The sequence below is a fragment of the Komagataeibacter melomenusus genome, assembly GCF_013155395.1.
GTDB lineage: Bacteria > Pseudomonadota > Alphaproteobacteria > Acetobacterales > Acetobacteraceae > Komagataeibacter > Komagataeibacter melomenusus.
Window position 1 is genome coordinate 14,245 of the sequence record NZ_JABJWC010000020.1, and the last position, 13,088, is coordinate 27,332.

At 67.4% G+C, this 13,088-nt stretch carries 8 protein-coding genes; all 8 read left to right on the top strand.

Features of this window, described 5'->3' with window-relative positions; genetic code table 11:
• Nucleotides 1–76 precede the first annotated feature (76 nt).
• The gene (locus HNW77_RS09195) at nt 77–451 is read left to right on the top strand and encodes a hypothetical protein (RefSeq protein ID WP_276592076.1); all 375 of its coding nucleotides are present in this window, start codon (nt 77–79) and stop codon (nt 449–451) included.
• 104 nt (nt 452–555) lie between these two features.
• Nucleotides 556–2,097, top strand: a complete 1,542-nt coding sequence (locus HNW77_RS09200) for a glucosyltransferase domain-containing protein (RefSeq protein ID WP_172157141.1) — start codon at nt 556–558, stop codon at nt 2,095–2,097.
• Between the two features lie 101 nt (nt 2,098–2,198).
• Complete coding sequence (locus tag HNW77_RS09205) at nt 2,199–4,430, top strand: ABC transporter transmembrane domain-containing protein (RefSeq protein WP_172157143.1); 2,232 nt, start codon at nt 2,199–2,201, stop codon at nt 4,428–4,430.
• Nucleotides 4,427–5,881 carry an HlyD family type I secretion periplasmic adaptor subunit gene (locus HNW77_RS09210; RefSeq protein WP_172157145.1) on the top strand — a complete coding sequence of 485 codons (1,455 nt, stop codon included), beginning with the start codon at nt 4,427–4,429 and terminating at the stop codon, nt 5,879–5,881. The genes HNW77_RS09205 and HNW77_RS09210 overlap by 4 nt, the downstream gene beginning before the upstream one ends.
• 10 nt (nt 5,882–5,891) lie before the next feature.
• Nucleotides 5,892–7,529 carry a tetratricopeptide repeat protein gene (locus HNW77_RS09215; protein WP_172157147.1) on the top strand — a complete coding sequence of 546 codons (1,638 nt, stop codon included), beginning with the start codon at nt 5,892–5,894 and terminating at the stop codon, nt 7,527–7,529.
• Complete coding sequence (locus HNW77_RS09220) at nt 7,526–10,459, top strand: glycosyltransferase (protein WP_172157149.1); 2,934 nt, start codon at nt 7,526–7,528, stop codon at nt 10,457–10,459. Before HNW77_RS09215 ends, HNW77_RS09220 begins: the two co-directional genes overlap by 4 nt.
• An 82-nt stretch (nt 10,460–10,541) precedes the next feature.
• Nucleotides 10,542–11,717 (top strand): hypothetical protein, encoded by a 1,176-nt coding sequence (locus HNW77_RS09225; protein WP_241694376.1) that lies wholly within the window; start codon nt 10,542–10,544, stop codon nt 11,715–11,717.
• A gap of 25 nt (nt 11,718–11,742) precedes the next feature.
• On the top strand, nt 11,743–12,990 hold the full coding sequence (locus HNW77_RS09230) for a glycosyltransferase family 4 protein (protein ID WP_172157151.1): 1,248 nt from the start codon (nt 11,743–11,745) through the stop codon (nt 12,988–12,990).
• The last annotated feature ends 98 nt before the right edge of the window (nt 12,991–13,088 follow it).

A 13,088-nucleotide genomic window follows, 5' to 3' on the forward strand; every position in this document is an offset into this window, starting at 1 on the left:
ATTCCCCGAACTTTCCGCCGGTGTCCAGCATCATTGCCGCAAATGGAAGAACACCACGGACCCGGAGTGATGAGAAGTGGAGAACGCCACAATGGCAGATGGGCGCATCGTGCTGGAATTCCTGCCAGCCGGCATGCCGGCTTCCCCCCGCGCCGATACGCTGCTGGTGGTGGGCGCGGGCACGCCGCCCGGGCCTGCGGCAGGCTGGGCCGGCATTGTGGTGGCGCGGCCCGGTGCTATGGCTTTTACGCATCAGGCGGGCTGCCAGTGCTGCCTGCCGCGTGGCAACCTTGCGGGGCTGCTCGGCGATATTTTTCGCCAGCGTGCCACTGGCGGCCTGAAATGGTTCACCCATGTCGCCGTGCTGCCCCCGCCGGGGCAGGAAGCCGCATGGCGGGCCAGCGTGGCGGGCGATGTTCTGGCGCAGGCGCGTTTTTGCATCAAAAACTGATGACGGACAGATAAAATCGGGTCCGGGATCGTGGAGTAATCAGGGTGGCACAATTAGAAAATCGGCAATTTCTAAAAAGGTCTTTGATTTTATTTGCCATATTCATGGCCTTTTCGCTGCCGCTCATCAATGCCGACATCTATTATCAGGATGATCTGGGCCATAGTCTGGGCAACCCCAAGTCATGGCTGCATGATGGCCGCCCGCTGGCCTACGGGCTGATGTGCCTTCTGGGGCCGCTCTGGCCTGTTGACAGCGGCCCGTGGCCGCAGGTGCTGGGGCTTTTCATGGTTGCCCTGACAATAGGGAAGCTGGGCCAGAACCTTAACATCAGGACAATGCCCTTTGTCCTGTCCTTTGCCTTCCTGATATGCCAGCCGTTTTACCTCGAAAACCTGTCATATCGCTACGACAGCTTTTTCATGTCCCTTTCCATCTGTTTTGCCTTGATGCCCTTCATCACCCCGAACACGCAGGGCCTGATGTCACGCAAGACCCTGCGTGATGCTGCATGCCTGTTTCTTCTGATGAATGCATATCAGGCTGCGATCAATATATTCTTCTGCTTTTCGTTTATTGAAGCGGGCCTGATGATAGGGAAGCGTCGCAACAGTGCGATTGTTTACACTATATTATGCAGGCTCATGACATTTGTTCTCGCTTATGGCGTCTATAAGGTAGAGGAATTACTTTTCGTAAATGTCAATGAATATGCGCAATTGCATGCAGCCATCATCAGGTCCCCGGCCCAGTTCCATGACAGTCTGCTTGTATTACTGGGTAAACTGAAGGAATGCTTCTGGGGCGGCGTTTATGAATCCCTGCTCGTGGCGTTCATCGCCGTGGCCCTTGTCATCGGCATGCGCCGCAGCATGGCGGGGGCAGGCAGCAGGCGCGCGGCACTGGGCAATGCGGCCATGGCCGGGCTATGCGCGCTATGTATCCTGTCATGCTTTTTCGGGTTGCAGATCCTGCTGCGCTATCCGGTTCTGGCGCCACGGACCTTCATCGGCTTTGGGGGAATCCTGACGGCGGCGTCGCTTGTCGTGCTCGCGGGGCGGGATTTCCGCACGTTTACGGACAAGGTCTGCTTCGTGCTTGTCGGCTTCCTGCTGTGCCAGGGCATTTTCCAGGCGGCGAGCTATGCCAATGCCATCCGTGCCCAGACCGAACTGAGGGAGCACCTGGCCGAGCAGGTCATCGAGGACATATCGGACCTGACACGGCATGCCGTCAGGCCAGAACCCAACATCGCGCATAAATACTGGCTGTGGGGCACGATCGGCCATGAACCGCTCGCCCCTCTCGCGAAGCGGGCGTACACCTACTATCCCTCCCTCGATGACACGATCATGTCGGAAGCGTTCATAGACCGTTATACGGTTTCGCCCATTTTCATGTATGACATCATGCGCAGGGACAACCTGCCCGACAGTGTCGATTTCCTGCCATGGAGACTGTGGGAGTACAAGACCCGGTACAGATCATCGCCAGCCTGGCAGAAGATCGAGCAGGCGATTCACCAGTGTTCCTTTGATGGCATGAAGGAACACGCCGATTTCAATACATATAAAATCGGGCGCTACATCATAACCGATTACACCAGGTCCTGTTCACGCGGCGCCGTCATCACGACGGAGATGTAATGCCTCCCGGCTGCACGCCCGGAGGGCGTTAAGGAACTCTTTGCTTTCTGTCCCTACCTTGCCCGGATCAGTGGACAGAGCGTGTAACGCAAAGGGGAGCCGTGGCCCATCCAGACCAAGCAGGCGGCTCCGCCGGGGAGCACACACCGCCACGGCGCGCGCCGGAACTGATCCGCCTGCAGGCGGTGCTGCGCGCGGCGCGCTTTCATGGCATCGACCTCGACGTGCGTGATTTTGCCGGGGAGGCGGGCGAGCGTGTCCCCTCCATTCCCGCCCTGGCGCGCTGGGTGGAGGAAAATGGCGGCACGGCAAGGGGCATGCGCCTGCAATGGCGCGACCTCGTACGCCTGCGTGACGTGCCGCCGATCGTGCTCATGTTTGCCGATGGCTCGGCGGGGCTCATGGTCGGCGCGGATGAAGCGGGCGGTGTGGTCTGGCTGGCCGATCCCTTCGCCAGCCCCGGGGCAGACCCGGTCGCGGTCGACGCCCTGCGGCTTGAAGCGGTCTGGACGGGCGACGTGCTGCTGGTGCGCGGGCAGCGTGACGGCACGCGCCCCGAGCCGCCGGTCGATTTTGCATGGCTGCGCCACCTCGTGCTGGGCGAGCGTAGGCTGCTGCGCGATGTGGTGCTGTCTTCCATGGTGATCAGCGTGCTGGCCATCTTCCCGCCGCTCATCGTCATGCAGGTGATCGACCGGGTGGTGAACTTCCACTCCATGGCCACGCTGGTCTCGCTCACCGGGCTGGTCGTGGTCATGGCGGTGTATGAAATCCTGCTCACCCATGCGCGGCGCGAGATCACGCTGGTGCTCACCACGCGGCTCGATACGCGCATCTCGCTGGCGGTGTTCGACCGGCTTCTGGCCCTGCCGCTGGAGTTTTTCGAGCGCGAGCAGGCGGGCAACATCATTGGCCGCATCAGCGCCATCTACAAGGTGCGGCAGTTCATGACCGGCAAGCTGCTGAACACCTTTCTCGACCTGTTCACCCTGGTGGTGGTGCTGCCCTTCCTGTTCTGGCTCAGCGCCGCGCTGGCATGGATGACCGTGGTGGGGGCCGCGCTGATCGGCGTCATCATCCTGCTGGCCATGCCCACCGTGGGGCGGCTGCTCAACCGGCAGCTCCGCGCCGAGATGGCGCGCAGCGCCGCGCTGTATGAAACGGTGGCCGGCATCCGCACCGTCAAGACACTGGCGCTCGAGCCGGTGCGCCGCGAGGTGTGGGATGAAAAAACGGCTGATGTCGTCACCGCCTCGCTCGATGCCGGGCGCATGAGCAACTGGGTGGGCACGGCGGTCATGCCGGTCGACCTGTTCATCAATCGCGGCATCATCCTCATCGGGGCGTACATGGCCATTACCTCCACCACATCGGGCATGGAGGCGGGCGCGCTCATGGCGTTCATGATGCTGGGCGGCCGCGTGGCCTCGCCGCTGGTGGGCATGGCCCGGCTGATCGATGACTTCAACGAGGTGCGTGCCGCCCTGGCCGAGACCGGCTCGGTCCTCAACCGCCCGACCGAGACCCGCGCGCTCACCACCGGCCTGCGCCCGCCGCTGCATGGGGCGCTGTCGTTTTCCAACGTGTGCTTCACCTATCCCGGCGCGTCAGCCCCCGCACTTGATGACATCACCTTCAGCGTGCCCGCGGGTACCATGCTGGGGCTGGTGGGGCGCAGTGGCTCGGGCAAGTCCACCATCACGCGCCTGCTGCAGGGGGTAAGCCGCAGCTATACCGGCCACCTGCGGCTTGATGGCATCGACCTGCGCGAGATCAACCTGACCTATCTGCGCCGCTCCTGTGGCGTGGTGTTGCAGGACAACTTCCTGTTCCGCGGCACCATCCGCGACAACATCATCGCCGGCCGGCCGGGCCTCACGCTCGAGGACGTGGTGCGCGCCGCCCGCCTTGCCGGCGCCGAGGAGTTCATCGAGCGCATGCCCGCGGGCTTCGATACCTGGATCGAGGAAGGATCAACCAACATCTCGGGCGGCCAGCGCCAGCGCCTCGCCATTGCGCGCGCGGTGATTTCCGATCCCAGGCTCATGATCCTTGATGAAGCCACCTCCGCGCTCGACCCCGAGAGCGAGGCGGTGGTCAACGCCAACCTGCGCCATCTCGCGCGCGGGCGCACCATGGTCATCGTGTCGCACCGGCTGGCCTCGCTGGTGGAATGTCACCAGATCTGCGTGCTCGACCATGGGCATGTGGTCGATATCGGCACGCATGCCGAACTGCTGGGGCGCTGCACCATCTATCGCACGCTGTGGATGCAGCAGAACAACCTGGCTGAAACCGGATCGCTTGCCGCCATGCAGGGAGACGCGGCATGAGCGGGCAGGCCCTGATCCCGCCGCCCGATGCGCAGGGGGGGGCTGCGGAGGGCGCGATCCTGTCGGTGCTGCCGCCGCCTGCGGCGGATGTGCCAACGGACCTGCCGCCTGCGCTGCTGTCCTTTTACTCGCCCAGTGCGGCACTTGTTGATCTGCCACCCTCGGATGCCGCGCGTTACGTGGTCTGGCTGATCGCGGCGCTGGCGGGGGCGGGGCTGCTGGTCATGACCTTCCTGCCGCTTGACCGTGTGGTGAGTGTCAATGGCAGGCTCACCCCGTTTGACGAAACGATGGTCATCCAGCCGCTCGAGACCGCGATCATCCGCTCGATCGACGTGCATGAGGGCGACACCGTGCACAAGGGGCAGGTGCTGGCCCGCCTCGACCCCACCATGACCGATGCCGACGTGACCAACCTGCACCGCCAGGTCATGGCCTATCGGGCCGAGGTCGCCCGCCGCACGGCCGAGGCCGCGGGCCAGCCCTACAGGGCGGATGTCAATGACCCCGCCTCCGTGCAGGAGGCCGCGGCCTTTTTGCGGCGTGAAGCCGAGTACACGGCCCAGATGGCCAATTACGACCGGCAGATCGCGGGGCTGAAAAGCGAATTGCAGGGTTATGAGGCCAGTGCCGCGATGTATGCCGCCCGCGCCCGCGTGGCGCGTGACGTGCAGGACATGCGCATGCGCCTGCAGCACGAGCAGGTGGGCAGCAGGCTCTCCACGCTGGCAGCACAGGACAGCCTGATGGAGGTGGTGCGCTCGCAGGTTGCCGCCCGGCACGAGGCCGACAGCACGCGCGCCCGCCTTGATGGCATGACGGCGCAGCGCGATGGCTATGCCAGCAACTGGCATGCCACCGTCTACCAGGACCTCGCTTTGGCCCAGCACCGCCTGGCCGATGCCGAGGGCAGCTACAGCAAGGCCATGCTGCACCATGATCTTGTCATCATGCGCGCGGATCGCGATGCGGTGGTGCTGAGCATCGCCCATCTTTCCGCAGGTTCGGTCATTCAGGCCGCAAGCCCGCTCATGACGCTGGTGCCCGCTGCCGCCCAGCTTGATGTCGAGGCCACGCTGCGCGGGGTGGATGCGGGCTACGTGCGCGCGGGCGATCATGCGCTGCTCAAATTCTCCGCCTTTCCCTACACGCAATATGGCGGGGGTGATGCCGCGGTGCGTGTTATCAGCCCTGATGCGTTTACCGATGCCTCAGGCCATGCAGGGGGCAGCAGCGCGCAGACGGGCGAGGAGGATGGCGACCCGATGAACGCCTTCTACCGCGTGCGCCTGTCCATTGATCGCTACACCCTGCATGGGGTGCCCCCCTTCTTCCACCCGCAGCCGGGCATGCCGGTCGAGGCCGATATCCATATCGGGCGGCGCACCATGATGCAGTATCTGCTCAACCGCCTGCTGCCTGCCGTGACCGACGGCATGCGTGAACCCTGAGGCGGGGCGCATGTACAGGCTGTTTTCACGCTGGCGGGAGGGATTTACAGCGCAGGGGCGTCTGCAGCGGGCCACAAGCTGGCTGAAGCAGGAGGGGCGTGCCCCGCAGGGTTTCGCCCTGCTGGGCAGGCTGGCGCAGGACGGCATGGTGGCCGCGCAGTACCAGGTGGCCCGCGCCTATCTGGAAGGATGCGGCGTGCCCCGCAGCCCGGCGGAGGGCGTGCGCTGGATGCATCGCGCCGCAACGGCGGGTCATGCCGAAGCCTGTTTTGCCATGGCGCTCATGCTGCTGGTCGACCCGCCTGATGGCAGGGGGGCCGACGGCCTGCTGCCAGCCAGCCTGCCTGCGGGAATCGAACGCTGGCCCGATCCTGTTGCCGCAACCGGCTGGGCGGAGCGTGCGGCCAGGCTTGGCCTGCCCGATGCGCAGGCGCTGTATGGCTACCTGCTGGCCTGCGGGCCAGAAAGCCTGCGCGATGAACAGGCCGCGCGCTTTTGGTGCGCCCGCGCGGCACAGGCGGGGTGCCCGCAGGGGGATCTGGGGCTGGCAGTGGCCCATCTGGCGGCGCAGGCACCGGGCACCGACCCTGATGCGGTGGCCGCCCTGAACCGGGCGGCGGAAAGTGGCCTGCCCACCGCGCAGTACATGCTGGGCCTTTTGCATGAGCGCGGCTGGGGCATGGCGCGTGATACGGGTCAGGCCGCGCTGTGGTACGGGCGGGCGGCCGGGCAGGGCGTGCGCCCCGCGCAGGCGCGCTACGGCGCGCTGCTGCTGCAGGACCGGGAGGATGCGCCGCGCAATATGCTGATGGCCGAGACATGGCTGCGCCGCGCGGCCCTTGGTGGCGACCGCGAGGCCGCAGCCCTGCTTGGCGACCTGCATGCCCGTGGCGAGGCGGCGATTCCTGCCGATCATGAAGCGGTCATGTGGTACCGCATGGCCGCGGATCAGGGTCATGCGCTGGCCTGCCGCATGCTGGCCGTGCTGTACCAGCAGGGGCGTGGCGTGGCGGCTGATCCTGGCCTGGCCCGCCAGTGGCTGGAACGCGCGGCGGCGGGGGGGGATGTCACCGCCATGAGCGACCTTGCCGCCACCGTGCTGGCGGCCGGGGGGGAACAGGCCGCCACCCTGCCTGCCGTGGTTGATTTTGAACCGGCGGCCCGGGCGGGTGACCCGGTTGCCACCTTCAACCTCGCGGTCAGCCTGCATGCGGGCGTGGGGCGGCCCGTGGACCGCCCGGCGGCAGCCCTGTGGATGGAACGCGCCGCCCGCGCGGGCGTGGTCAATGCCGCCTACTGGTATGGCCGCATGCTGCTGGAGGGGGATGGCGTGGCGGCCGCACCTGCGCAGGCGCGGCAGTGGCTGGAGCAGGCGGCCATGCATGGCCTGCCCGAGGCCATGTTCGCGCTGGGCGCCTTGTATGGTGGCGGCCACGGCCTCCCGCCCGACCGCGAGCAGGCCCTGCACTGGTTCGTGCAGGCGGCGCAGGCGGGCCATGCGCTGGCGCAGATGATGGCGGGGCGCTACCTGGCGCGCGGGCTGGCCGGGCGCGTGGATGGCGCACAGGCCCGCCACTGGCTGGAACAGGCGCTTGCACAGGGGGTTGATGCCGCGCGGGCCGATTACGCGCAACTGGCAGGCGGATGAACCGCCAGCCGCCTGATGGCGTGCCGGAGCAGGAGGTCAGCAATGCCATGCGGCAGGCATGGCGGCAGATGGCGGCGGGGCAGCCTGCGCAGGCCGTTGCGTGGATGGCGCGTGCGGCCCGCATGGCCGCGGGCGACCGGGCAGTCCGTTTCGCGCAGGCGGCGGTGCTGCTGGGCGCGGGGCAGGCGCCGGAGGCCGCGCAGGCGGTCGAACGGCTCATGGCCGGGCAGGAATTCCGCGCGGGGCTGAAACTGCTGGTGCTGGCCCTGTGCGCGGCGGGGGCATGGCACCGGGCGGCGGCGGCCCTTGAGCGTTTTTTCACCCGTTATGGTTTCGATCCCGCCCTGTGCCGTGCTGCGGCGCTGGTGTGCCAGCATACGGGACAGGTCGGCTGGTGCGCGCCTGACCCCGATGGCGTGCTGCACTGGGGCGGCCTGCCCGCGCGCGCCCTGCCTGAAATCGTGCTTGATGGCCAGCCCTGCCCGACACAACCCGGCGGCAGCACGCCGCTGCCCGCGCACTGGCGGCACGGGCGCGAGATCATGGTGCGCCATGCGGGCACCGTGCTGCTTGGCGGTCGCCCCGACCGCGCGGCCTTATGCGCCACGCTCGGGGCCATATGGCCCGATGACCGCGGGCTGGCAGGCTGGGCCTTCATGCCAGCCCGGCCCGATCATCGCCCCGAACTGTACCTGATGGATGGCCGGGGCCGGCGGCCCGTCATGCTCAGGCAGGGCAAGGTGGGCAGGCAGGACAGCGCGGCAGGCCCCGGCCTGCCGGTCTGGACGTTTCATGTGCCGTGGCAGGCCATGGCGGCGGGCGGCAACGTGCGGGTGGTGCGGCCTGATGGACAGGATCTGCCCGGTTCCCCCCTGCCCGTCGGGCTTCCTGCCGCATGCACTGTCTTTCCCGCCATGCGCGGCCGTGGCATGGCGCCGGTGCGCGTGCCGCCACCCGCCCCGCGCTGCCGGGTGGTGATTCCGGTCTATGCCGACCGGGCGGGCACGCTGGCCTGCATCGACAGCGTGCTGGCCAGCCTCGCCACCCCGGCGCATGCCACCACCGAAATCATGGTGGTGGATGACGCCACCCCGGACCCTGATCTGGCCCGCGCGCTGGACGCGCTGGCAGGGCAGGGGCGGATCATGCTGCGCCGCCATGCCAGCAACCAGGGCTATCCGGCGGCAGTCTGCACCGCGCTGGCGGATGTGCAGGGCCATGACGTGGTGCTGCTCAACAGCGACACGCTGGTCGCACCCGGCTGGCTGGAGGAAATGCGGCTTGTGGCCTATGCCCGCGCCGATACGGGCACCGTCTCGCCGCTTTCCAATGACGCCACCATTCTCACATGGCCTGATCCTGCGCGCCCCGCCCCGCTAGCGGGCGGCCTTGCGGCGGTGCGGCGGCTGATGGAAGCGGCAAGGCGGGCCAATGGCGGGCAGGATGTGGAGATTCCCACCGCGCATGGGTTCTGCATGTTCATTCGCCATGACTGCCTGCGCCAGACCGGCTCTTTCCGCCCCGAACTGTTCGGGCGGGGCTATGGTGAGGAAAACGACTTCTGCATGCGCGCGCGTCTGGCTGGCTGGCGGCACCGGGCGGCGGTGGGGGCGTTTGTGGGGCATGCGGGCGGCGTGTCGTTTGCCAGCGCGCGGGCGGACCTGCTGCGGCGCAACCTCTGGATTCTGAACCGGCTCTTTCCCGGCTATGACGCACTGGTGGCGGCCCATATCAGGGCGGACCCGCTGCGGGCGGCGCGGCGCAGGCTGTCGGTTCTGGTCTGGTGCCGGGGGGCTGTCGCGGCAGGGCTGGGGGCGGCGGTGCTGCTGGTCAGTCATGGCGAGGGCGGCGGCGTGGCCCGCGTGGTGCGCGCGCGCGGGCGGGACTGCCTTGCGGCGGGGCAGTTGCCGGTCGTGCTCGACCCCACGCCCGAGGGGTTCGTGCTGCGCGATGGCAGGCCGGTGGCACGGTGGCCGGACCTGCATTTTGCCTGGCCTGCCGATGGGCAGGCCCTTGTGGCGCTGCTGCGCGCGCTGGGCGTGGCGCGGGTCGAGATCCATCACCACCTTGGCCATAACGGGCGTGCGCGGGCTTTGGGCCGGCTGCTGGCCCTGCCGTATGATTATTACGTGCATGATTATGCCGGGCTGTGCCCGCGCGTAACGCTGGTGGGGCCTGCGGGGCGGTATTGCGGCGAGCCGGACGCGGCGGGATGTGCGGCCTGCGTCAGCGTGCTCGGCTCCGTGGCAGGCGAGCGCGATGTGATGCGCCTGCGCCGTGACACGGCCCGCGAACTCGCCGGTGCGCGCCGGGTGATCGTGCCCTCGGCGGAGGTGGCGCTGCGGCTGGGCCGGTATTTTGCGCATGTCACGCCCCATGTGCAGGCGCTGGAGGAGGATTGCCCCGCACAGTCCCTGCCGCAATTTGCCGCGCGGGATGCAACACCGCCTGCCACCGGCCTGCCGCCACGCAATGGGCGTTGCCGGGTGGTGATCGTGGGCGGGATCGGGCTGGAAAAAGGTCATGCCATCGTGCTTGCGGCAGCCATGGATGCGCGCGCGCGCGACCTGCCGCTGGAATTCGTGGTGGTGGGCCACACGGCGGATGATGCTGCCCTGCTGGCAACGCAGCGCGTGTTCGTGACCGGCCATTATGATGAAGCGGATGGCCTGGCGCTGGTGCGCGGCTGCGCGGGCGATGTGGGCCTCATGCCGGCACTGTGGCCCGAGACCTGGTGCTTCACGCTGACCCTGCTGTGGCGGGCGGGGCTGCGGGCCGTGGCGTTTGATATCGGCACCGTGGCGCAGCGCATCCGGGCCACGGGGCGGGGCGCGTGCGTGCCGCTGGGGCTGCCCGTTCACCAATTGAATACGTTTTTGCTGTCTTATGCACGGGCCGGGCGTGATGTCGCGCGCCCGGCCTGTTCCTGATCCGTTGCAAGAGGCCCGCCTTGACCTATCCCGCCCCTGTTCCAGTGCCCGTGCCGTCCTCATTGTGGGTGGAGTGGTCCTGATGCAGACTGCAAGCGAACCGGCACCCGTGGCCAAGCCCGACACCATGCATGTCACGGCGCGGCTCATGCGGCTGGATGCGGGGCTGTACTGCCTGTTTCACGCCGCCGCGCCCGCACCCGCGCAGTTTGGGAGGCTGACAGGCATGCGCATCAGCGCGCCACCGGGCGGCGATGGGGTAAAGGTCAGCACGTTTGATGCGCAGGGCTGGATCGGGGCTAGCGCGGGGGCAGCACTGGTGGCGGTGCCCGCAGGCGGTGGCGCGGTGCTGGTCACTACCTATCGCGATCGCGATGCGCCGGGTGAACTGCCTGCCCTGCAGATTGTCCGCCTGGGCGGCCCGGTTGCGGCCCGGCCTGCCGCAGCCCAGCCGGCACGGGTGGCACAGGCCGCACCCGCGCTGCCAGAAGGGCGCATGATGGCCCATATCCAGCACCGCGGCGATGTGCAGGCAGAGCTTGGCGCATGGATGGGAGAGAGCGGGAGCGGGCACTGGCTGGAGGGGTTTGCCATCCAGCCCGCCCCTGGCATTGCGCCGCATGATCTCGAATATCAGGCCGTACTGGGGCAGGACTGGTTCTCGCCGTGGGTGAGCGGGGGGGCGTATTGTGGCAGCCGGGGCATGGCGCTGCCCCTGCTTGGCCTGCGCGTGCGGCTGAAGGGGGCGGCGGCTGAAGCCTGTGAATGCCAGGTGGAAGCCAGTTTTACCGATGGCAGCCGGATGGGGCCGGTGGCGGATGCGCCGGTCATGGCGGCAACGCAGGCCCCGCTTGAGTCCTTTCGTGTGGTGGTGCGGCCCCGCATTGTGGCGGAAGCGGCCGTAAGCGCGCCCGTATTGGCTGATGACCGTATGGAAGAGCAGTTGCTTGAGGCACTCTCCCCGCCTGTGGCCCCTGCGCCGCCTGCCGGTCGGGTCAGGCGGGGCAGGCGTATTCCGCCCCAGCGCCCCGGCAGGATGGCACCCACCGGGGCGGCGGAGGCCCCCGCCGCCACGACGATGGCGCCTGAGGTGACAAAGCCAGAAGGCACGCAGCGCAAAGGTTCGGGGCAGGCGCAGGCCGCGCCGGGACCCGTGCCCTGGTGGCACCGCAAACCCGGCGGCGCGGCCACGCCCGCCAGATCGGCCCGCCGTAGCGGCAGGGCGCCGCGCAGGTCTGGCGTGCTGGCCGGTTCATGACCGCAGGCGGCGGGGAGGGAACGGCATGAAATATCTGTTCGTGCACCAGAATTTTCCGGCCCAGTTCCTGCACCTGCTGCGCAACCTGCGGGGGCAGGGTGGCAACGAGATCATTTTCATCAGCGAATCAGGCGCATCCCACATGGCGGGCGTGCGCCGGGTGTCCTATCGCCTGCCGGGCGCGCTGGAACCGGTCCCTTCCGGCCCGGTGGCGGAACTCGCGCGCGCCATGCAGCGCGCGGCGGCGGTGGCAAAGGCGGCCCGCGCCCTGCGGGACCTGGGCTATGTGCCCGACATCATCATCGGCCACCATGGCTGGGGCGAGATGCTGGACCTGACGGATGTGTATCCCGGCGTGCCGCTGCTGGGTTATTATGAATTCTTCTATCATCCCACCGGGCTGGATGTGGGTTTTGACCCTGAATTTGCCCCCGCCAGCGATGTGGCGCCCCTGATCCGCGCGCGCAATACGCTCAACCTGCTCGCTCTTGCCCAGCCGGGATGGGGGCATACGCCCACGCGCTTCCAGCACGCGACCTATCCTGACTGGGCGCGCCCGCGCCTGACCCTGCTGCCCGAAGGGGTGGACCTGCAAAAATGCGCGCCCAACCCGCAGGCCCGCCTGCATCCCTTCACGCTGGGTGATGTGGTGGTGCAGCCGGACGAGAAACTGGTCACCTATGTTGCGCGTGACCTTGAGCCGTATCGCGGGTTCCATGTGTTCATGCGTGCGCTGCCGCATATCCTGCGGGCGCGGCCCGATGCGCGGGTGGTGCTGGCAGGTGGCGATGGGGTCAGTTATGGGAGTGCCGCGCCGGGCGGGCAGACATGGCGGCAGTACATGCTGGCCGAACTGGGCAGCGTGCTGGACCTGCGGCGCGTGCATTTTGCGGGCCGGATAAAATATGATGATTTTCGCCGCCTGCTGCAGCGCTCGGACGCGCATGTCTACCTGACATACCCGTTTGTTGCGTCATGGTCCCTGCGTGAGGCCATGGCCTGTGGCTGCGCGATCGTGGGCAGCCAGACCGCGCCGGTAGAGGAATTCCTGCACGATGGCCGCACCGCGCGGCTTGTGCCCTTCCTCGCGCCACGGCGCATTGCGCAGGGCGTGGTGGAACTGCTGGAAGATGAAGGGCTGGCCGCGCGACTGCGGGCCAATGTCCGCGTCCATGCCGTCAAAACGCTGGCCATGGAGGACTACATGGCGGGCTACCACCGGCTGATCGGGGAACTCACTCACGCCGACAGCGGGCTGACCAACGCTGCCTGATAAAGAGGATAAAAGTTTTTGGGCGCCGCCTTTTTTCAAAAAGGCGGCGTTCTTTCAAAGCTTCTTGAAAAAAGCTTCACCAAAAACTTTTATCCGGT